Raw genomic sequence first — 20,959 nt, 5'->3', positions numbered from 1 at the left:
CAGGTCGCAACGTCGATTTTCCGCGGCCCGACGAAGACGACGAATTCGCGGTCGCCGACATCAAGGTCGACGCCCTTGATCACCTCCACTCAAAGGACTTGCGCACGCCGCGCAGCTTGAGCTCAGCCATTGAAGTCCCTCCTCCGGTCCGGACAGGTGCTCGGGCCGACAGGCATGCGAGCCGCCAAGGTGACCACGTCATCGAACAGGACAAGGCTGGCGGCGCCGACGAGACCGGCGTGGCGGCCGAGTTGGGCCTGAACGACCGGCACGTCGCGATAGGCGCGCATGGCCCGCTGCCTGATCGTCGCCTCGATGGTCGGCAGCATCAGGTCGAGGCCATTTGCAATGCCGCCACCGACGACCAGCACATCGGGCGAATAGAGATGCAAGAGGTTGGTGAAGCCGACGCCTAGCCAGCGGGCTTCCTCGTCCAGCAAGGCCGAGGCAAGGCCATCCCGCAGCCGCGTCGCCTCGACGACATGGCGGCCAGTCACCTCCGCGTCCGCAGACAGGCGCCGCAAAGTCGAGCAGTCGCCGGCGGTCGTGGCGGCGGTGGCGCGGCGGCCCAGCGCTGTTCCCGAAGCGATCGCCTCGAAACAGCCGACGACGCCGCATATGCAGCGCTCGCCTTCATTGGTGATGGTCATATGGCCGATCTCGGCGGCAAGGCCGCGGCGGCCGTGCAGGATGCGCCCGTCGACGACGACACCGCCGCCGATGCCGGTGGAAACCGTGACGAAGACCAGCGAGCGCGCACCATGACCGGCGCCGAAGCGCCATTCGCCGAGCGCGGCGGCATTGGCGTCGTTCTCCAGCCGCACCGGCAGACCGAGCCGCCGTTCGAGGATATCGGCAAGCGGCACGTCCAGCCAGCCGGCGAGCGTCGGCGGTCCGACCGCAATGCCGGCCAGCGGATCGAGCGGCCCCGGCGCACCGACGCCAACGCCGACGACGGCGAGCGCCGGGGCCTCGGCATAGACGGTCGCCGCAAGCGCCTCGATCTGGCCGATCACCACGTCGGGACCAGCCTGCGCCTGCGTCGGCACCGCCGCGAATGCCATGATCTTGCCGTCACGGTCGACCAGGGCGGCGCGAAGCTCCGTCCCGCCAAGATCGATCGCGAGGGCGGCTTGTATTGTCATGTCGCGACCTTCAGTCCGTGCAGCCAGCCGATGCGACTGGCGAGATCCTTGTCGCCGAAGGCGAGCGAACCGAGAACCACGGTTTCGGCCCCGGCGGCACGCAGCAACGGTACGGTCTCGTGGCGGATGCCGCCGTCGGCGGCAAGAACCACTTGCGCCTCGCGGCCGGCCTGCCTCAGGATGGTACGGGCAGCGCCCAGCCTGTCGCAGGCCTTGTCCGAGAGGCCTTGCCCCTTGACGCCGATTGCCGTTCCAAGAAGCGTGACGAACGCGACCTCGGAGACGAAAGGCGTCACCGTCTCGACCGGCGTCTCCAGTCTGAGCACGACGCCGGCTTCGGCGCCGAGTTCGCGGGCTAGCCGCACGGCGCGCAACCCCGCTTCCCCATTCTCGGCATGGACGCTGATCATGTCGGCGCCGGCCTCGATGAACTGGCGCGTCTGCGCCTCGACGATTGCTTCATCGACCATCAGATGGACATGGATGGGCTTGGCCGTCAGCCTGGCGATGCGGGCGACGAGATCAGGAAAGAACAGGAAGGACGGGGCAAAATGCCCATCGGCCACGTCGATATGATGAAGGTCGACATAGGGCTCGATGCGCTTCAGGTCGCTCTCGAAATTGGCGAGGTCGGCTGACCACAGCGAGAATTCAGCGATCATGCGATCGCGTGGCAATGCGGCGATAGCGGCCAGGCCTGAGTGTGGTTTCGAGATCATGATGGGTCCTGGTTGTTGAAATTTGTGTCGAGAAAGCTGCCGATGGCAGCACGGACCTCGGCGAAATGGCGATCCTTGTCGACGGCCTTCGGTGTCACCTCGGCAAAGGCGGCGTTGGGGATGACGTAGGCGAGGCCGCGGGCGGTCGCCAGTGGATGGACGAGATCGGCACCGCTGCCGATGACGAGCGTCGGGATTGCGAGGCCAGTGGCCGCCACCCGCGTGACGCCAGGCCCATCCGCTGCGATCGCCTGCATCACCTCGGCGAAGACAGCCGCGTTTTCACGTGCGAAGAAGCCAAGCAACGAGGCGAGATTATCGGGCGCTTCTGTGCGAAGCCGGGCTGCCGTTGCCGAGGCCGCGAAGGCATCGCGCGCCTCATCAAGCGAACCATTGCGGATGAATTTTGCCACTTCCACGTAAGGGCGCATGTTTTGCGGCGCTGCTTCGAAAGCCCAGGCCGGGCGCACAAGCACCAAACCCAGGACGCGGTCCGGATACCGGACGGCAAGCTGCAAGGCGATGGCCGCGCCCATCGAAATGCCGCCGGCAACGAAGTGCTTGATGCCAGCAGCATCGGCGGCAGCCAGCACATCGTCGGCAAACATGTCGATCGAAAAGGGGCGACCGCTGCCGGCGCCGGAGCCGCCCTGCGCGCGGCATTCGACGGTCAGCCGGCGATAGGAAGGATTGTCGGGAAAGTTCAGCGCCACCTGCGCGGCATCGCCGCCAAGGCCATGTTGGAAGACGACGGGTAGCCCGGCTTGCCGCGTGTCGAAAACACGAAGTGCCGCATCGTCGCGAAGCAGGATCGCCGGCGCTGCGCCCATCAGAGCAGCCCCCGCAGGAAGGCAGCGACACCATGAGCCTCCTCGGCGGACAGGCCATGGGTGACAAGCGATCCCTCGAAGCCGGCTGCCTTCAGCCGCGCGACGAAATCCGGAAAATCGACAACGCCTTGCCCGGCGGTCGCAAAGCGGCCGTCACCATACCGGTCCTTGGCGTGCGCCATGGCGATGTGGCCGGCGGCCTCGTCGATCGCTGCGGCGACGATCGAACGCGCCTCGTCAGGCGTCGCGTGTTCGAACAGGTTCGCCGGATCGAGCACGATCTTCAGGTGCTTCGATCCCATCTCGGCAATCAGCCTGATCGCGTCGTTCGCCGAGGTGACGATGTTGGCCTGTTCGGGCTCGATGCCGAGATCGACGCCGGCCTCTTCGGCCAGCGCCAGCGCCTTCGACATCTCGGTGGCCATGTCGAACCAGGAGGCAGGCGTGGCATTGTTAGGATGATACGCCCACTGATCGACGGCGTTGCGCGAGCCGGTGCAGAGCGTGACCAGCGGAATGTCAAGGGCAGCAGCCGCTTCGATGACGACGGCGAGACGCCGAAGGCCCTCGTCGCGCACGGCCTTGTCGGGATGCGCCATATTGTACGTGCCCGACAGTGCGGCGAGTGAAACACCGCTCGATTGCGCGGCGGCGCGGATGGCTGCAATGGCATCCGCCGGCACCACATCCGGCATCGACGGCAGGCCGGCGCAGGCGAGATTGAACTGCGTCGCCTCGTATCCCGCCTGCCGAACGGCTGCGAGCACCGCGGCCGGCTCGGCACCGGGAAAGATCTTGGCGAAAATGCCTAGACGCATCAAACCGCTCCCGAAACCGAGGCGAGCTCAACGCGTTCACCTGATGCCACCGAGCGTGCAATGGCAACCATGGCGCGGATCGAGGCGATGCCGTCCTCGACATTGGCGCCGCGCATCGGCACGCCGTCCAGCACGGTTTGAGCAAGACCTTCCAGCTGGCGGCGGAAGAAATGGCCGTCTGCACCCAGCGGCTTGTGAGCCGTGGCCGTCTTCTCATGAAAGATCTCGACTTCGCTGGCGCGGAAGTACCAGGGGTTGAAGGTCCTGGCGATGACGGAGCCGTTCTCTCCGTAAAGCTGAAAACCTTCGTGCCAGTCCATGCGTACGGCGACGGTGAGGTCGAGATGGCCGAGCGCACCGCTGGCGAATTCGGTCTCGACGAACCAGCAATAGGCGCCGAAGCGTTCGTTGAGGCGGGCGCGCACGGCGACGATATCGCCGCACAGGAAGCGCGCGGTGTCGACGAGATGCGAGCCATGCGCCAGCATGAAATACTGGCGCAGATCGGCCTTGGGATTTCCCGCCGGCTTCTTCGCCAGCTTGCTGGTGACGGGCAGCGGCTGCACGGCATCGGTGTTGGTGTAGCGATGGGTGGAATCGCAATACCAGGCCTTTAGCGCCAGCACCTCGCCGATCTCGTCGCGGACGAAGTCGCGCGCTGCTTCCAGCGCCGGGTCGAAGCGCTTCATGTGCCCGACCTGCAGCACCCTGCCCGAGCGCCTAACCGCCTTAGCCAGCGCCTCGCCTTCCTCGACCGAAGTGCCGATCGGCTTTTCGCACAGAACATGCTTGCCGGCATCGAGCGCCTTGATCGACATCGGCACGTGATAGGCGTCCGCCGTGGCGACGATCACCGCTTCCAGTTCGGGATCGGCGAGCATTGCGTCATAGTCGCCATACGTCTTCCGCGGTTCGTAGGTGGCGCCCATGCGGGCAAGCAGATCGGGGGCCGCGTCGCAGATGGCGTAGAGGTCGGCATTGCCGGCCTTGACGCAGGATTCCAGATGCGCGAACTGCGCGATGGGGCCGCAGCCGAGCACGCCGACCCTGAGGCGTCTGTCCTGTTTCTTGATCATCGTCTCGTTCTTCAGGCGCCGTAGGAGCGCATTGTCTGGCGGTTGGTCTTGACCGCGCCGGCGGGATCGGCGGCGGCCGTCTCGGATTCTTCCTCCAGCACCACCCAGCCGTTGAAGCGTGGCGCGGTGCCGGCGATCTCGATGACCGCAGGCGTGTCGCAGACGCCCTCGCCGAGCATGGCCCAGGTGCCGCTGGCATCTACGTCCTTCAAGTGGATGTAGCGGATGCGGTCGCGATAGGTGCGCAGCGTGTCGGACATGTCCTTGTGGCCGCGCAGGATATGGCCGGTATCCGGCACCCAGCCGACCAGATCGGGGTCGAGCAAGGCAAAGATCGTGTCGTAGTCGGCGCGGCCGAACAGCAGCGTGTTGTGGTGCGAGCTTGGATGCACCGCGACATCCACACCGGCCTTGCGGCCGATCTCGGCGGCCTTGTTGTAAACCTCCGCGGCGATGGCGAACTTGTCGTCGCGCGGCCCTTCGGACACCACGGTCGCCGAGCCCATCGAGACCAGCGCGCCGGGAAACGCAGCCGCGAAGTCTATCCAGCGTTTGGCGGTCTCAAGATCGGCGCTGATCTTCTCCTTCAGCGTGAAACCGCTGTTCGAGCCGAAGGCGAAGGAGACCAGCATCAGCCCGGACGCCTTCAGCGCGGCGGCGAACTCGGCCGTTCTGTCGGCATAATGGCCGATCATGGTGTCGGTGATCTCGATGCCGGCATAGCCGCCATCGGCGATCGCCTTCAACAGATCATCGGGGCCGCTGGTGAACCGGTCTCCCAGCATTTCCCAGGTGAAGGTCTGGCAGCCGACTTTGAGGTCTTTCACGTTCATCCTTTCATTCCTTGACACCGCCTGTTTCTTGATGCGCCCTGCGTCAGCCGTTCGATGATGTGGCGCGGGAAGAGCAGCACGAGCACGATCGGCGGAACGGTGACCCTGGGATGGACATCCTACTTGACCGAGCCCGCGGTCATGCCGGCGAGGAAGTACCTCTGGGCAACGAGGTAGATGAGCAAGAGCGGTAGCGAGCCGAGCACACTCATCGCCATCATCTGGTTCCATTCGAAGGCGTGCTGCCCCATCAACAGCTGGATGCCGATCGGGACGGTGCGCATGGACGTTGACTTCGTCAGCGTCAGCGCAAAGAGAAATTCGTTCCAGCACAACAGGAAGGTGTAGACCGCCGTCGCCACGATACCAGGCAGTGAAATCGGGACGATCACCCGCCAAAGCGCTGTCCAACTGGTGCCGCCATCGACAGCCACGGCTTCATCGAGATCGCGGGGCAAGGTGTTCAGATATCCCGTCATCAGCAGGATCGCGTACGGCAGTGTAAACACCAGGTAGGTCAGGATCAGTGCGACGTAGGTATCGAAGATACCGTATGAGACGACAAGCCCGAAGAAGGGGATCAAAAGTGTGATCGGCGGAATCGTCTGCGTGCTGATGATGAGTGTGTTCAGGCTGCCCTTGCCGCGGAAGTTGAAGCGGCTGAAGCCGTAGGCCGCCATCAAGGCGATCAACACCGTCAGCACGGTCACCGCTCCCGCCACGAAATAGCTGTTGAAGAAGAAGCGCAGCTTTACCGGGTCGCCAAGGATGGCTGCATACGCTTCCAGCGTGAAGGCCTTTGGCAGGATTGTTGGTGGCAGGGCAAAGATCTCGGTGTTCGATTTGAACGAACTGCTCAGCATCCAGTAGATCGGGAATGCCGCGAAAAAGAGCCCCGCAGCAAGCGCTACATGGAGCGCGACGGTGATCAGCCTGTCTTTCGGCGTATGTCTTTTCCTCATGGTGACTACCGAGCCTTTTGATAGCGAATATAGAACAGCGTCAGGCCGAGAGAGATCAACAAGATGACCACAGCGCTCGCCGAAGCCTGCGACAGGTTGTAGCTCGAAAACGCCAGCTTGTACGTGTAGGTGCTGAGGACTTCGGTCGAGTAGATCGGGCCACCGCCCGTCGTTATCCAGATTAACGGGAAGACCTGCATGGTCCAGATGAAGTCGAGCAGCGAGATGCTTATGATGATCGGCATCAGCATAGGAATGGTGATGAAGATCAGCTTCTGGTAGGCTTTTGCCCCGTCGATATCGGCGGCCTCGTAGAAATCCTTGGGAATGCCCTGCAAACCCGCGAGCAGGCTGACCATGAAGAGCGGATAGCCCGCCCAGATATTGGCGAAGGTGACGGCGTGCAGCGCGGTCTCAGGCGAGGAAAACCATTCGACCTTGGAACCGATGATGCCGATTTGCATGAGAATGCTATTCACGACACCGTTCGGCTCAAGCAGGAGGCGCCAGATCACGGCGATAATCACCGCGGTGAACAGCCAGGGCAGTATGTAGAGCACGCGCAGAATATTGCGCAGCATCGGATTGATGCGGTCGCTGTTCAGCATCAGCGCGAAGACCATGCCGATGGTCATGTGGAAAATAACACTCATGCATGTGAAGTAGAGCGTGTGCCACAGCGAAGCCCAGAACACGGGGTCGTCGAAGATCGCCTGGTAGTGTTTCAGTCCGGCAAAGGAAGGGTCACGACGCAGCACCGCGCTGTTCTGGAACGAGTAGGCAATCACCGTCACCATCGGCAGCAACATCAGAAGCCCGATTATGAGCAGCGAGGGCGACAGATAGAGGTAGGGTGCGACCGCTCGTTTCAGCTTATGGTGGGAGCGCTTTTGCCGGGTCATGTGCCAACCTTGGGATACGCCTTCAAGAGAAGGTAAGCTTTGGAAACAGGTCCATCTCAAATTGCCGATCCGTTGTTGCCGGATGGCCTGCCCGAAGTCAGGCCACCCGGTCGAAGATAGCAAACGGGAACAGGCCGATCAGAATTTCGCCATCCAGCCCTTCTGAGCGGTGGCTGCGGCTTGTTCCGGAGACTGCTCACCAGCGAGCATCTTTTGAGCCTGCACGTCGAACTGGGTCATCAGGTCTTCAGCCACCGGCAGGCCCGTGAACTCGTTGGCGAGATAACCGGTCTTGAAGATTTCAAAAGCCTTGCCGAAAGCCTTGTCCGAGGTCACGAAATCCGGCTTGGCGTTGACGTTACCCGGGAAGGCGTTCGCAAGCGACACGAGCTTGGCGTTCACCTTTTCACTCATCAGATATTGGACGAGTTTCCAGGCCTCTTCCTGATGTTTCGAGGCAGCAGAGATGCCGATGCCCCAGGAGGCATAGGGAAGGCCGCGCTTGCCGGTATAGTTTTCCACGACCGGGACCGGGATGAGGTCGAAGTTCAGCTTGGGATTGCGCTTGCGGATGAGGTTCACATGCGCGAGCGAGTCGATCATCATCCCGGCGCGGTCGTTGACGAATTCCTCGACCTTTTCCTGCTCGGTCTTGGTGGCGATGCCGGGCGAGATGGTGCCGGCGTCGTTGAGTGATTTGACGAAGGTGAGCATATCGACCACCGGTTTGCCCTCAAGGTCTGGCTTGCCGTTCGCCATCATCGACTGACCCGAAGCCCAAACCCACGACATCATGTCGTTCTGGACGCCGGATGGCGTTTGCAGCGACAGGGGCAGCACCCAGCCATACTGGTTCTTGTCGGCGTGCGTCATCTTCTTGGCGGCTTCGAGAAACTCCGCACGGGTCGACGGCAGCTTGGTCACGCCTGCCTGGGCGGCGAGGTCCAAATTCACGAAGACCGGATAGACGAAGGAAGCCACGGGAAACATCACCGCCTTGCCGTCCACCTTGATGATGTCCGCGACCTGGCTCTTGTCGAAACCGCTCGCATCCATCATCGGATTCATGTCGGCGAGTGCGTTCTGCGCATTCAGATTGTTCACCCAGGCACCATCGAGACCGATGACGTCGCTGAGGGTTCCGGTTGCAGCACCAACCGAGATCTGGTCTCGCGTGGTCGCGTAGGGGCCGCTGACCAGTGTCACCTTGATTCCGGGGTTTGCGGCCTCGAAGTCATCCATGATTGCCCTGAGCGAGCCAGCCGGCAATTCTGGCTCCCACCATTGGGTGAATTCCAGCGTCGTATCCGCCATGGCGCCGGTTGCGCCAAGCAACCATGCGGCCGCGGCTATTTTCAGCATCGCGGGTCTTATACGAAACGTCATTTTCTCCTCCTTCTTTAGGATCGACCGCACAATGCGGCCGATCGTCTGGTTATTCAGAAGTCTCCTTATGCAGGCGCCTCCCCTCGCCCGCGGGTCTTGTCGCGGATATTCAGATCGCCAGGTGCGTCTCGGAATCGAAGAAATGGAGCTTGGCGTCATCCAGGGCCAACCTGATCTCCGAGCCGGAGCGGACTGTGCTGGCTGGTTCGAATTTCGCCACCGCATTCGACGCCAGGCCGAAATCTTGCACCGCGTCAGGGTCGCCGGAGTCCACCCGGACCGCGTCGATGTTGAGATGGACGATATGTTCGGATCCGAGTTCTTCGATCGAAGTCACCTTTGCCGGTATCGTCTGATACTTGCGGCCGGATTCGAGGCTGCTGTCAAAGAGATCCTCCGGTCGTATCCCGAACACGACCTTGCGCCCTGCATACGACCTCAAGCCCGGCCTGCGCACGAAGGCTGCATTCTGTAGCCGGATGGACACGACGCCGGACATCAGTTCGTCGCCCGTCAGGATCGCCTCGAAAAGGTTCATCGAAGGAGACCCGATGAAGCCGGCAACGAAGGCGTTCACCGGCGATTCATAGAGCCTCTTGGGTGTGTCGACCTGCTGCAGCACGCCGCCTTTCAACACCGCGACCCTATCGCCCATCGTCATGGCTTCGGTTTGGTCGTGGGTCACATATATGGTCGTTACGCCGAGCTGCTTTTGCAGACTGGTGATTTCGGCGCGCATTTGAACACGCAGTTTCGCGTCCAGATTGGAAAGGGGTTCGTCCATGAGAAAGGCTGCCGGCTCGCGCACCATGGCGCGGCCCATGGCAACCCTTTGACGCTGTCCGCCCGAAAGGTTCGCGGGTTTGCTGTCCAGCAGAGACGTCAGTTGAAGGGTCTTGGCGATCTCGTCCACGCGCTTTTTGCGCTCGGCCTTCGGCTTGCCTGCCAACCGCATCGAAAAGGCGATGTTTTCGAACACCGACATATGCGGGTAGAGGGCATAGCTCTGGAAGACCATCGCGATGTCGCGGTCCTTTGGCGGCATGTCGACGACGTCGACTCCGCCTATCCGAAGGCTGCCGCTGGTGACGTCCTCCAATCCCGCGATCATCCGCAACGCGGTGGATTTGCCACAGCCGGAAGGCCCGACGAGAATCAAAAACTCGCCGTCCTCAACCGACAGGTTCAATTGGTCGATTGCGTGAAAATTGTTCCCGTATGTCTTGCAGATATTCTCAAGAACGACTTCTGCCATATTCCTCCTCCACAAGTCTAAGCCACTGATTTTTATGATTATGCTCGGCTTATGTTCACCTGCGAAATATTTCCTCGGATAGTTCGGGCTATGTTCCGGTATCGAGCCGCGCATATTTCAGTTCGACCGCCGACGGCGCGTTCGTCGATGCCAGGAGTTCCGTGACCTGGTCGTGGGTCGGGAGCGCCTCGCGCCCGCCCCGCCCCGTTATCGATAGGGCCGCCGCCGCGGCCGCGAATGCGACCCGGCCCGCGGTGCCGGCCCCGCGCGTCAATGCAAGGGCATAGGCGCCATGAAAGCAGTCACCGGCGCCGGTCGAGTCGACGACGGCAACCCGGTGCGGAGGCAGGTGCCAGAGCCCTGTCTCGTCGCGCCCGCGATAGAATACGCCCCTGCCACCATCCGTCAGAACCACGGCGGACCGCGACGGCAACCACAATGCATCGAGTATCTCGGCCGGTGAGCGGCGGCCCGTGGCGGTCCGCGCAAAGCCGAGCGGAAGAATGAGATGGTCGCAGAGCCCTATCAGTCTCTCGGTGGCTGGGCCGCGGCTCCATTCGACATCTCCGAGGATCGCAAGGCCGAGATCGCGAGCCCGAGCCACGACATCCAGCGACCCGATCCCGTAACTATCGACGATCAGGACGGTCGCGCGGCTGAGGACCTCGTCCGGAAAGTCCGGCGCGGTCCCCAGCATCGCGTCGTCGTCATACGCGATGAACCGCTCCCCATCCGAACCGACGGTGATCCGCGAGCGTATCGGGCGCGCGTGCGGGTGGCGCGGCGCGAACGCGGTTTCAACCCCACTCGCAACGAGATCGCATAGCACGGCGTCGTCGGCGGCACTGCCCAGCCATCCGACGAAGCCGGCGGTCCCGCCGAGCCGCGCGACGGCGGCAAGTGCCGTCGCGACATTTCCCCCGAAAGCTCGGGCACTTTGCACAACCTTCCCCTTGCCCGCCGACAACGGCTGATCGACATAGACGATGTCGTCGATCGCAATAGCTCCGAAGCCGAGGATTGAAGGGACGGTGGGCATCGTTCAGGCACCCGCCTTCGCCAAGGCGTCTTGCGCCGAAAGGCCGTCATGAATGACGCCCCGAAAGGCAATCGCTGCCTTTTCCGGATCGCCATGCCCCCAGAGATTGCGGCCCACCACGGCACCGCGCGCGCCGGCACGGATCGCGTCCGCCGTCTGCTGAAGGGCGCCGAGCAGCGTGTCGGTCTTCGGACCACCGGCGATCACGACCGGCACCGGGCAGGTCCGAACGGTCTCCCGAAACGACTCGAAATCGCCCGTGTAGCCGATCTTGATCACGTCGACGCCGGACTCGTAGCCGATGCGTGCCGCATAGGCGATCTCGTCGGGGGTGAAGACGATTTTTGCCCCGTCGGTGAAATCGCGAGGGTAGATATGCGCCACCACCGGCATGCCGTAACGGGCCGCCGCATTCACCGAATCGGTCAGCCAGCGTATGTATTTGCCCTCGGTCGCGCCGCGCACCGGAATGGCCACGGCCAACGCATCGGCGCCAGCGCGCACCGCATCCTCGGGCGTTGCAATCAGTTCACTGATGCGATCGTCTGGGGTGAAGCAGCCTGCCTGGATCACCAGGGAAGCCTTGCCCGCGTATTGCGGCCACAGATGGCGCGCGGTGCCGGGCTGGATGCTGACGTAGTCGGGTTTGCCCACCATGACGCGTGCAAGCGCGCCTGGCAGGTCGGCAAGACCTCCTTTGCGCACGTCGCCATAGCCGACAAAGTGGTCGACCGCGCCGCCAAAAAGATTCCCAGATGGATGTGAGAAGAGGCGTGCCAGGCGCACCTTGGTTCCGAGGCTCATGAGTCCAAAACTCTCCAATCGATTGATTTCAAAATCCTGGATCAGTGTTTGCGAAAGAAAGGATAAATGCAATCTTTCGAAAGCTTTCGAATTCGCGTATTTTTGGTAGAGTGAACCGAGGCCAGGGCGATCGCTTGGCGCATGGAGGCAAGGACAGGCAATGTTGTCGGAGCAGAGACGCCAATCGATCCTGGGTGAAGTGCAACGCAGCGGACAGGTTCGCATCAAGGACCTGTCAGACGATTTTGGCGTGTCGGAAGTCACGGTGCGCTCCGACCTCGAGATACTGGACCGCAAGGGACTGCTGACCAAGACCCGTGGAGGCGCGGTGACCCGGACCACAGATTCGACCACGGCCGCGTTTGCCCGGCGGATGCAAACGAACCTCGATGCAAAGAAACGCATCGCCCGGGCAGCGATAGACCTGTTCGAGGACAACCAATCGGTCATCTTCGACGGCGGCTCGACATTGATGCAGGTTGCCATGCTTTTACCGCCGCTCAGCAATGTCGTGGTCGCGGCCACGGCGATGAATATCGTGCAGCATCTGATGCATCGGCCCGGACTCGACGTTCACATGATCGGTGGCCGGGTCTATCCAGACACGGTGAGCACGCTGATCACCGATCCCGACACGGCTCTCGGCGGCTTGGTAGCGCATCAGGTCTTTGTTGGAGCGCATGCGATCGACGCGTCACTGGATGTGGTCGACGTGAACGAAGACATGGCGCGAACGAAGCGGAACCTCGTGCGCATGGCCCGGCGCGTTGTCCTCCTTGCGGATTCGAGCAAATGGGGCGTCAGCGGGACCTCCAAGGCATTTTCGCTGTCGAGCGTCGATGTTGTGATCACCGACGATGGCCTGTCCGGCGCGATACGCAGCCAGCTTGATAGGACCGGGGCCAAGGTGATCTATGCCTGACCCGTCGCGGTCCCTAGCGGCGACGGAAATATCCAAATGCGCACATGACCCACAGGCTCAGTACCGGCGGTTGGCCGTTTTTCATGTCTGTCATCTTCTCCTCCTAGGGCTGGCAGCCTCCCGATATCGAGCCAGCGTTTTCGTATGTTGTATAAAAGTTTTACGCGCGTCAATATTTGAAATGCTGTATAGCCCGATCCTAGGCGATCACGTTACCGGTTAGGCGGGGCCGGCAGACAATGACCGCATTGGGAGGTACGATCGGAAATGCACGGAAAATCAACGACGAAACTCGGGATCGGCGTCGTCGGATGCGGCAATATCTCGATGACCTATCTGCGCAATGCCGCTCTCTTCGGCGGGATCGAATTGCGCGCCTGCGCCGATATCTCGGCTGACATGGCGGCGATGCGAGCGAAGGAATATGGCATCCAGGCGCTCGGTGTCGATGCGCTGCTGGCCGACCCCGAGATCGATCTTGTCCTCAACCTGACCATTCCGGCGGCGCACTTCGAAATTTCACTTGCCGCGCTTTCGGCCGGTAAGCACGTCTTCACCGAAAAGCCGCTCGCCACCTCGGCCGCCGATGGACAGCGTCTGGTCAACGAGGCGAGATCGCGCGGCCTGCTGCTCGGCTCGGCGCCCGACACCTTCCTGGGTGCCGCCGGACGCCGCGCCCGCCGGCTGATGGACGAGGGTGCCATCGGCCGCCCCGTCACCGGCACCGCCTTCATGATGGGCCGCGGCATGGAGCACTGGCATCCAAACCCGCAATTCTACTACCAGCCCGGCGGTGGTCCGGTGTTCGACATGGGCCCCTACTATCTGACCATGCTGGTCAATCTGCTCGGCCCGGTCGAGCGCGTCATGGCGATGGCGACGCGCGGCCAGGAGGAACGGCTGATATCAGCCGAAGGGCCGTTCAAGAACACCACATTCAAGGTCGGCACGCCGACCAACGTTTTGTCGCTGCTCGAATTCCGCTCCGGCGCGACCGTCACCTTCGGCGCCTCGTGGGATGTCTTTCGCCACTCCAACCATCCGATCGAGCTGCACGGCACGGAAGGCTCGCTGCGCCTGCCCGACCCCGACACGTTCGGTGGCACCGTGTCGTTGTCCGAACGCGGCACTGAGTGGAAGGATTTCGCCAGCGAAGGCGAACTCTATGGCGCCCGCAACTGGCCCTATGCCGCGCCCGACCGCGCCAACTACCGCATGCTCGGCGTCGCCGATCTGCTGCGTTCGCTTCGAACCGGCAACACGCCGCGCGCCTCCGGCAGCCTTGCGCTGCATGTGCTTGAGATCATGGAGGCGATCCTGCGTTCCGGCGAAACACAGGACTCGATCGCCATCGCGGGCGATGTCGTCCAGCCGGCCCTGTTGACCGAAGAGGAAGCAAGCAGTCTGCTGGCCTGAGGATATGACGATGATGCTCGACCCGGATGCGCTGCGCGTCCTCGAAATCAGCCGCGCAGCCGGCGGCGAACCGTTCGAGACCGGCAGCGTGGCGGCGGCGCGCGCCGCTTACAATGCTTCGTTCCCGACGCTGCAGGGCGAGCACGAGCCGGTAGCAACGACCTTGGAACAGCAGATCGAGGGGCCGAACAGCCCGATTGCCGTGCGCATCCATCGCGGCATCGGCGCACTACCCAACGGGGCACCGGCGCTGCTCTATCTGCATGGCGGCGGCTGGGTGATCGGCAATCTGGATTCGCATGACGAGATCTGCCGCTGGCTGGCCAACCTCGGCAACGCCGTCATTGTCTGTCCCGACTATCGCCTGGCGCCGGAACACAAATTCCCCGCCGGGCTGGAAGATGGGCTGGCAACGCTGCGCTTCATGGCGGAGAATGCCGCCGGCCTCGGCATCGATAAGGCGCGCATCGGCGTGGCCGGCGATAGTGCCGGCGGCAATCTCGCCGCCGTGCTGGCGCTGCTCGCCCGCGATGGATTGGCGCCGCCCGTTGCGGCGCAGATCCTGATCTATCCCAACACCGACGCCCGCCAGGTGGCAGACAGCTATCGGCGCTTCGGCGACGGCTTCGGTCTTACCGCAAGCACCATGGCCTGGTTCCGCGACCACTATGTGCGAACGCCCGACGACATGCTGGATTGGCGCGTCTCGCCCCTGCTGGCCCCTGACCTCACCGGCGTCGCGCCGGCTTTCGTGGCGCTTGCCGGCTACGACATCCTGGCCGACGAAGGGACAGCCTATGCCGCGCGCCTGCAAAGCGAAGGCGTGCCACTAATTCTGCGGCAATGGCCGGGCCAGATCCACGGCTTCGTCTCGATGGGACGCCATATACCTGGGGCCCGACAAGCGGTAGCCGAGGCAGTGGCGGCCTGGCGCCAGTTCGAGAGGAATTCGCCGACGACCAACGCTCAGGCCGACTGACGCATCACCAGCGTCGCGCCGAGCTTGACCGTGCGCGCCAGGCCCTGCTTTGGCGGATCGGCCTCGTCCAGCAGAGCCAGCAGGATCTCGACGCTGCGCCCGGCCATGGCGGTGAAATCCTGCGCCATGGTGGTCAGCGCCGGACAGGTGTAGCGGCTCAGCGGATGATCGTCATGCGCGGCAAGGCGCAGATCGCAGTCGGGCCTGCGGCCGACCTTCAGGCCGCGCGAGTACGCGGCAGCCATCACGCCAAAGGCGAGACGATCATTGGCGCACAGGATGGTACGGCCGGGCAAGGTGCCGGTCTCCAGCATTCTTTCCATCTGCTCGTAGCCAATGCGTTCGAAGTCCCAGGTGTAGTCGCGCGCAGCCTCGATGACGACCGGCTTGAAGCCGGCGGTTTCCATCGCGACGATATAGCTTTGCTGGCGTTCGCCGGAGTTGTGGTTGACATGCGGAATGTCGAGATAGGCCGGCGGCTCACCGGAACGGCAGAGATAATCGACGATGGTCGACACGCTCTGCCGGTTGTCATTGCCGACGAACGGCGTATCGCCCTCGATGTAGGTGTCGAAATAGACGATCGGAATGTCCTGTCCGAGCTTGTCGAAAACGCCGTGGTCGGAGGCCAGCCCCAGCGGGGCGATGATCGCGCCCGCCACCTTCAGTGACAGCAGCGTCCTGACCGACTCCGCCTCCAGCTTCGGCGAGCCATGCGAAGAGATGACGATCGGCCAGTAGCCTTCGTCGCGGCAGCGAAATTCGATGCGGCTGACCATCTCGGCGTAGAACGGATCGGTGATCGTCGGCACGATGATGCCGATGTTTCGTGTGCGCTTGCGGTTGAGGTTGCGCGCGAAAAGGTTCGGCTGATAATCCGAGGAGCGCAGTGCGGCTTCGATACGCGCCCGCGTCGCCGGCTTGACGCTTGCCGGGTCGTCGAAATATTTGGACAAAGTCGGTCGGGACACGCCGCATGCCTGGGCGAAGTCATCCATCGTGCGGTGAGTCTTCTCCGCCATCGATAATCCTGATCTCCTTACCGTCATTGCCGACCGGACGAGCCGCTACCACATGCGTCCGTTGACCGGAAGCAGCAATGCTTGACCGAACTTATTCAGTCAAGTTTTCACACTTCTCAATACAAAGCAGAAATATTGCGCGCGTTAATTATTTATGGACGCTTTAAAACCGGAGACAAAGGGTTCGGGATGGAAAGTGTGGCATGGGGCAGCGCGACGGACTGACCGCCGGCTACGGCGCTGATCGGCCACGGCATCGGCCCTGCTTGCCAAATGCCGCCACGCCGCCCATACACAGCCCACCCGAGATTGTGGTCCGCCTCACTTTCAATTTTGCCAGGGATACTGTCCATGTCTGCGACGCCTCGGTCAAAGCCTTGACGGGTCACTCCACACCATCGCTCGCCAGCCTGGGCTGGACGGATTTCTTCGGCGACCAGTTCGAGCCCGGCGAAGCCAATCTCGTCCCGACGCGCATCGCCACGGTCCATCGCGACCGCCTGACCGGCCTGTCGCAGGCAGGGCCAGTCGATCTGACACTGCCGGCGCAGGCGAACACCGGCGATTATGCCGTCGGCGACTGGGTGCTCGTCGACGTGCATGACCAGCTTGTGCAACGCCGCCTGACCCGCAAGACGGTACTCGAGCGCCGCACCCAGGGCGGCAGGGTGCCACAGCTTGCCGCGGCCAATGTCGACACGCTGTTCATCGTCACCTCGTGCAATGCCGACTTCAATCCCGCCCGGCTCGAGCGCTATTTGGCGCTGGCCAACGAGGCCGGAACGACGCCTGTGATCCTGCTGACCAAGGCCGATACCGCTGAGGATGCCGAAGCGTATGAAAGGCAGGCTGCCGCGTTGCAGCGTGGACTGCCGGTCGTGATCCTGAATCCCCGCACCTCAGATGCGGCAACCGCCTTGGCTGTCTGGTGCGGTGTCGGCCAGACGGTGGCGTTGATCGGTTCCTCCGGCGTCGGCAAATCGACGCTGGTCAACACGCTTGCCGGACCGGCGCAGCAATCGCCGCAACAGACCGGGGGCATTCGCGAACACGATTCCAAAGGACGCCACACCACCACGTCGCGATCGTTGCACGCCATCGCCGGCGGCGGCTGGGTGATCGACACGCCCGGCATGCGGACATTGCACGTCAGTGATGTCGCCTCCGGCATCGACATGCTGTTTGCTGAAATCACCGAACTCGCCCCACTCTGCAAGTTCCGCGACTGTACGCATGTGCATGAACCGGGCTGCGCGGTGCAGGCTGCCTTGAAATCCGGGACGCTCGATCCGGAGCGTCTTGCCCGCTGGCGCAAACTTTCCGACGAAAACCAGCACAACACGCCGGTTCAGAGCGGGCCGCGCGGGGCCAGGTCTCCCGGCGGTCGCGGAAAGAGGCGTTGAAGGGTGAGAACCGAGGATCAGAGCCGCGCCGTGCCGAAGAGCCGATCCCAAAATGCCGACGTGACACCGAAATTGGCCGATTCGTCGATGTGATGATGCACGGCGTGGCGGCGCTTGAGGGTGTAGAGATAGCTCGGATGGCTGGGATGCCAGTGATGAACCATGTGATGGATGCTGATGTACCAGAGGTACCCCAGCATCAGCCCGCAACTTACGGCACTTGCGGTTGCGAAACCTGAGACCATCCAGACAGGCACAAACGCGACCAGCGCATGCACACCGAGGCTGAGCCAGGTCGGAGTGCCCACAGAACTGCGCTCCTCGACATGGTGACGCTCGTGCAGGTCCTTGATGTAGGGAATGTGATGAAGCACGAACCTGTGCAGCATGTATTCGGTCAGCGTCCAGAGGAAGAGACAAGCGAGGACCGTGCCGATCCAGCCTGTCGCATTGTCTTCGCCGGCCTCGATCAGCCCTGCAACTGCTAGTGCGGCGATAACCAGTGGATAGACCACGAAGTCGCTGTAGTAGCCAACAAGACCGAGTTGCATCGTCACCTAGCCTTCGAGCCGCCAAATAAGCGATTTATCAGATTGCCGGACTCGTGGGTGAGGCGCAATGCAGATGCAACTGACATAGCGTCGCAATGCTGTGAAGCAAGGTTCGGACCAACGATCACGCACAGTCGATAGGAATGCAAGTCTTCGTTGCCAACATCGCAAACGGACGCATCACAATGGCAAAACGGAGTGCTGGATTGCTGATCTATCGCCGTAGCGACGGCGATCTCAGGGTGTTGCTGGTTCATCCGGGCGGGCCGTTCTGGACGAAGAAAGACGACGGTGCGTGGTCGATACCGAAGGGCCTCGTCGGCGAGAACGAGGACGAGTTGGCGGCAGCGCAACGAGAAACCGAGGAAGAGCTCGGCGTCAAGATCGACGGCTCCTTCACGCGCCTCGGCGACTACAGGCAACCGGGCGGAAAGATCGTCGTGGCCTGGTCTGTCGAACCGACCATCGACATCGATGTGGCTGCCATCAAGAGCAACATCTTCACCATGGAATGGCCGCCAAAGTCAGGATTCCTGAAGGAATTCCCGGAAATCGACAGAGCGGGCTGGTTCACCTTGCCCGAGGCCGAGGCGAAGATCCTCAAGGGGCAGCACCCGATCCTGTTGGATTTTGCCAGGCAGCAAGGCGCCGGATGATCCGCGGCCCTCAGAAAGGCAGGCCGACATAATTTTCCGCAAGTGCGGTCGATGCGGCACGCGACTGCACGAGGTAGTCGAGTTCAGCCTCCTGGATGCGCTGGCCGAACTCGCCGGTGTCGGGAAAGCGGTGCAGCATCGTCGTCATCCACCAGGAGAAGCGCACCGCCTTCCAGACCCGCGCCAGCGCCTTGCCGGAATAGGCGTCGATGCCAGCGTGTGATTTCTCGACGTAGAAGTCGCGCAAACCAGCGAAGAGATAGCGCACGTCGCTGGCGGCGAGGTTGAGGCCCTTGGCGCCGGTCGGCGGCACGATGTGGGCGGCGTCACCGACCAGGAAAAGCCTGTTGAAGCGCAGCGGCTCGGCAACGAAAGAGCGCAGCGGTGCGATCGACTTCTCGAAGGATGGGCCGGTGACGACACTCGCCGCCGTCTGTTCCGGCAAGCGGCGGCGCAACTCGTCCCAGAAGCGCTTGTCCGACCACGCCTCGACGCGATCGTCCTCAGGGCACTGTACATAGTAGCGGCTGCGATGCGTCGAACGCATCGAGCAAAGCGCGAACCCTCGCTCGTGATTGGCATAGACCAGTTCACGATCGGCCGGCGGAACTTCCGCCAGCACGCCGAGCCAGCCGAACGGATAGTGCCGCTCGAAGGTCTTCAGCGCACCCGCCGGTACAGATTTGCGGCTGATGCCGTGATAGCCGTCACAACCGGCAATGAAGTCGCAGTCGATACGATGCGTTACGCCGTCCCTGTCATAGGTGACGAAAGGTGCCTCACAATCGAAATCGTGCAGCGCGACATCGGCCGCCTCATAGATCGTGGTCAGTCCTGCCGCGTCGCGCTTGTCCATCAAATCGTGCGTAACTTCAGTCTGGCCGTAGACGGTGACATGCCTGCCGCCGGTGAGGGCGGTAAGGTCGATGCGGTGCAGGCGTCCGTCGAAGGCGAGCGAGATGCCGGAATGCAGCAGTCCCTCGGCGTGCAACCGTGCCGCAGCACCCGCTTCCTCCAGCAATTCGACAGTGCCTTGTTCGAGCACGCCGGCGCGTACGCGGCCAAGCACGTGCTCGCGGGTCGCCCGTTCCAGAATGATCGTCTCGACGCCGATGCCAGCCAGCAGTTGGCCGAGCAGCAGGCCGGACGGTCCCGAACCGATGATAACGACCTGGCTGCGCATCAGTGGCCGAGACTTTCGACCTGTGCGGCGAGTTCGGCGGCAAGGCGCAGCGACGCGGCGGTGGCGACGACCATCTGCGGCAGCAACAGCCATTCCAGCGTCCATGCCGCGCCCGAGCGCTCCTGCTCGTGCACAAGCGACTGATGCATGCCGGAGAGCTGCGTGGCGTTGAAGCGGGCCAGCGCCACCAGCGCTTCGGCCTTCACCGGGTTCTGCTTGTGCGGCATGGCAGACGAGCCGCCGCCACCCGACAGTTCGATCTCGGTTCCACCCTGCGCCATCAGCGCGATATCCTGGCCGAACTTGCCAAGGCTGCCCGTCACCAACGACAGCCAGCCGGCAAAGTCGGCAACCGCGTCACGCTGGCTCTGCCATTGCGGGGCGTCGCCAAGGCCGAGCTTTGCGGCAAGGGCCGCGCGTACCGCCGGCCCTTTATCGCCAAGCTTTTCCAACGTGCCGGCAGCGCCGCCAAATTGCACCACCAGCAAACGTCTGGACTGTCCCGACAGTCTTTCCTGATGCCGTTGCAGCGGCGCCGGCCACGCCTTTACGCGATCGGCCACTTTGATCGGAATTGCCGGTTGCATGCGGGTCATGCCGGTCAGCGCCCTGCCCCCGAAGCGCTCCTCCAATGAGATGAGCCGGATGATGGTCTCGGTCAGCAGCAGCCCGAGATGCTCGACGACGGACTTCAGCCGGAGCACAAGGCCGGTGTCGATGACGTCCTGGCTGGTCGCGCCGAAATGCACTTTCTCGCCATGCGGTTCGCCGACCGCCGCCCTGATCTGGCGCACCAGTTCCGGCACCATGACGCCGTCCTTGGCGACAGCGGCCCGCAGCAAGGCAGTGTCGGGCTGGAACGTGGCCAGCGCCGCCGCGATCGCTGCCGCCGCATCCCTGGTGATGATCCCGTTTTCGGCTTCCGCTTCGGCCAATGCGCGCTCGAACGCCAGCATGGCCTCGATTTCCGCCTCGACCGAAAAATGCCTTGATGCCTCGTCGTCGCCAAGGAGCGCGGAGAGCAGCGGATGATCGAAAGGCGATACGGTCATGTCGCG

Annotated in this window: 21 protein-coding genes; 5 read left to right on the top strand and 16 right to left on the bottom strand. The window is 62.8% G+C overall.

Annotated features, from left to right (window positions below):
- Nucleotides 1-122: 122 nt before the first annotated feature.
- The 12 genes from NKH57_RS10605 to NKH57_RS10550 all read right to left on the bottom strand — a co-directional run bounded on the left by NKH57_RS10605 (nt 123) and on the right by NKH57_RS10550 (nt 11,769).
- Nucleotides 123-1,145 carry an ROK family protein gene (locus tag NKH57_RS10605; RefSeq protein ID WP_352944017.1) on the bottom strand — a complete coding sequence of 341 codons (1,023 nt, stop codon included), beginning with the start codon at nt 1,143-1,145 and terminating at the stop codon, nt 123-125.
- A complete protein-coding gene (locus NKH57_RS10600; protein ID WP_352944015.1) occupies nt 1,142-1,864 on the bottom strand; it encodes a ribulose-phosphate 3-epimerase in 723 nt (240 codons plus the stop codon). The genes NKH57_RS10605 and NKH57_RS10600 overlap by 4 nt, the downstream gene beginning before the upstream one ends.
- Nucleotides 1,861-2,694, bottom strand: coding sequence for an alpha/beta fold hydrolase (locus NKH57_RS10595; RefSeq protein WP_352944013.1), 834 nt, complete (start codon nt 2,692-2,694; stop codon nt 1,861-1,863). The genes NKH57_RS10600 and NKH57_RS10595 overlap by 4 nt, the downstream gene beginning before the upstream one ends.
- The gene (locus tag NKH57_RS10590) at nt 2,694-3,512 is read right to left on the bottom strand and encodes a sugar phosphate isomerase/epimerase family protein (RefSeq protein WP_352944011.1); all 819 of its coding nucleotides are present in this window, start codon (nt 3,510-3,512) and stop codon (nt 2,694-2,696) included. Before NKH57_RS10590 ends, NKH57_RS10595 begins: the two co-directional genes overlap by 1 nt.
- A complete protein-coding gene (locus NKH57_RS10585) occupies nt 3,512-4,588 on the bottom strand; it encodes a Gfo/Idh/MocA family protein (protein ID WP_352944009.1) in 1,077 nt (358 codons plus the stop codon). Before NKH57_RS10585 ends, NKH57_RS10590 begins: the two co-directional genes overlap by 1 nt.
- An 11-nt stretch (nt 4,589-4,599) precedes the next feature.
- Nucleotides 4,600-5,421: a sugar phosphate isomerase/epimerase family protein gene (locus NKH57_RS10580; RefSeq protein WP_352944007.1), complete on the bottom strand. Its 822-nt coding sequence runs from the start codon at nt 5,419-5,421 to the stop codon at nt 4,600-4,602.
- Between the two features lie 119 nt (nt 5,422-5,540).
- Nucleotides 5,541-6,383: a carbohydrate ABC transporter permease gene (locus tag NKH57_RS10575; RefSeq protein ID WP_023756671.1), complete on the bottom strand. Its 843-nt coding sequence runs from the start codon at nt 6,381-6,383 to the stop codon at nt 5,541-5,543.
- A gap of 5 nt (nt 6,384-6,388) precedes the next feature.
- On the bottom strand, nt 6,389-7,285 hold the full coding sequence (locus tag NKH57_RS10570; protein WP_352944086.1) for a carbohydrate ABC transporter permease: 897 nt from the start codon (nt 7,283-7,285) through the stop codon (nt 6,389-6,391).
- A gap of 138 nt (nt 7,286-7,423) precedes the next feature.
- Nucleotides 7,424-8,671, bottom strand: coding sequence for an ABC transporter substrate-binding protein (locus tag NKH57_RS10565; protein WP_352944004.1), 1,248 nt, complete (start codon nt 8,669-8,671; stop codon nt 7,424-7,426).
- 109 nt (nt 8,672-8,780) lie between these two features.
- A complete protein-coding gene (locus tag NKH57_RS10560) occupies nt 8,781-9,926 on the bottom strand; it encodes an ABC transporter ATP-binding protein (RefSeq protein WP_352944084.1) in 1,146 nt (381 codons plus the stop codon).
- Between the two features lie 88 nt (nt 9,927-10,014).
- On the bottom strand, nt 10,015-10,965 hold the full coding sequence (locus NKH57_RS10555; RefSeq protein WP_352944002.1) for a PfkB family carbohydrate kinase: 951 nt from the start codon (nt 10,963-10,965) through the stop codon (nt 10,015-10,017).
- A 3-nt stretch (nt 10,966-10,968) separates the two neighbouring features.
- Nucleotides 10,969-11,769 carry a beta/alpha barrel domain-containing protein gene (locus NKH57_RS10550; RefSeq protein WP_023756676.1) on the bottom strand — a complete coding sequence of 267 codons (801 nt, stop codon included), beginning with the start codon at nt 11,767-11,769 and terminating at the stop codon, nt 10,969-10,971.
- A 160-nt stretch (nt 11,770-11,929) separates the two neighbouring features.
- Between NKH57_RS10550 and NKH57_RS10545 the strand changes: the two genes are divergently transcribed.
- From NKH57_RS10545 to NKH57_RS10535, 3 genes are all read left to right on the top strand, one after another.
- The gene (locus tag NKH57_RS10545) at nt 11,930-12,691 is read left to right on the top strand and encodes a DeoR/GlpR family DNA-binding transcription regulator (RefSeq protein WP_023756677.1); all 762 of its coding nucleotides are present in this window, start codon (nt 11,930-11,932) and stop codon (nt 12,689-12,691) included.
- A 267-nt stretch (nt 12,692-12,958) separates the two neighbouring features.
- On the top strand, nt 12,959-14,107 hold the full coding sequence (locus NKH57_RS10540; RefSeq protein WP_352944000.1) for a Gfo/Idh/MocA family protein: 1,149 nt from the start codon (nt 12,959-12,961) through the stop codon (nt 14,105-14,107).
- 10 nt (nt 14,108-14,117) lie between these two features.
- Nucleotides 14,118-15,086 carry an alpha/beta hydrolase gene (locus NKH57_RS10535; protein WP_352943998.1) on the top strand — a complete coding sequence of 323 codons (969 nt, stop codon included), beginning with the start codon at nt 14,118-14,120 and terminating at the stop codon, nt 15,084-15,086.
- Here the strand turns inward: NKH57_RS10535 and NKH57_RS10530 are convergent.
- A complete protein-coding gene (locus NKH57_RS10530) occupies nt 15,074-16,108 on the bottom strand; it encodes a LacI family DNA-binding transcriptional regulator (RefSeq protein ID WP_352600595.1) in 1,035 nt (344 codons plus the stop codon). The genes NKH57_RS10535 and NKH57_RS10530 overlap by 13 nt on opposite strands.
- A 203-nt stretch (nt 16,109-16,311) precedes the next feature.
- Between NKH57_RS10530 and rsgA the strand changes: the two genes are divergently transcribed.
- Nucleotides 16,312-17,511, top strand: coding sequence for a ribosome small subunit-dependent GTPase A (rsgA, locus tag NKH57_RS10525; RefSeq protein ID WP_352943995.1), 1,200 nt, complete (start codon nt 16,312-16,314; stop codon nt 17,509-17,511).
- Between the two features lie 17 nt (nt 17,512-17,528).
- Here rsgA and NKH57_RS10520 read toward each other — a convergent pair whose 3' ends face one another.
- On the bottom strand, nt 17,529-18,062 hold the full coding sequence (locus tag NKH57_RS10520) for a sterol desaturase family protein (RefSeq protein WP_352600599.1): 534 nt from the start codon (nt 18,060-18,062) through the stop codon (nt 17,529-17,531).
- 185 nt (nt 18,063-18,247) lie between these two features.
- On the opposite strand from NKH57_RS10520, the gene NKH57_RS10515 reads away from it, so the two are divergent.
- Entirely contained in the window at nt 18,248-18,718 is a 471-nt protein-coding gene (locus NKH57_RS10515) for an NUDIX hydrolase (protein WP_352943993.1), read from the top strand.
- A 10-nt stretch (nt 18,719-18,728) separates the two neighbouring features.
- On the opposite strand, the gene pobA is transcribed toward NKH57_RS10515, so the two are convergent.
- Nucleotides 18,729-19,901 carry a 4-hydroxybenzoate 3-monooxygenase gene (gene pobA, locus NKH57_RS10510; protein ID WP_352943991.1) on the bottom strand — a complete coding sequence of 391 codons (1,173 nt, stop codon included), beginning with the start codon at nt 19,899-19,901 and terminating at the stop codon, nt 18,729-18,731.
- The gene (locus NKH57_RS10505; protein WP_352943989.1) at nt 19,901-20,953 is read right to left on the bottom strand and encodes a 3-carboxy-cis,cis-muconate cycloisomerase; all 1,053 of its coding nucleotides are present in this window, start codon (nt 20,951-20,953) and stop codon (nt 19,901-19,903) included. The genes pobA and NKH57_RS10505 overlap by 1 nt, the downstream gene beginning before the upstream one ends.
- Nucleotides 20,954-20,959: the final 6 nt, after the last annotated feature.

This window comes from Mesorhizobium sp. M1050 (assembly GCF_040318715.1).
Lineage (GTDB): Bacteria > Pseudomonadota > Alphaproteobacteria > Rhizobiales > Rhizobiaceae > Mesorhizobium.
The sequence above is the reverse complement of the archived record's forward strand: the minus strand, read 5'-3'. Positions and strand labels throughout refer to the sequence as shown.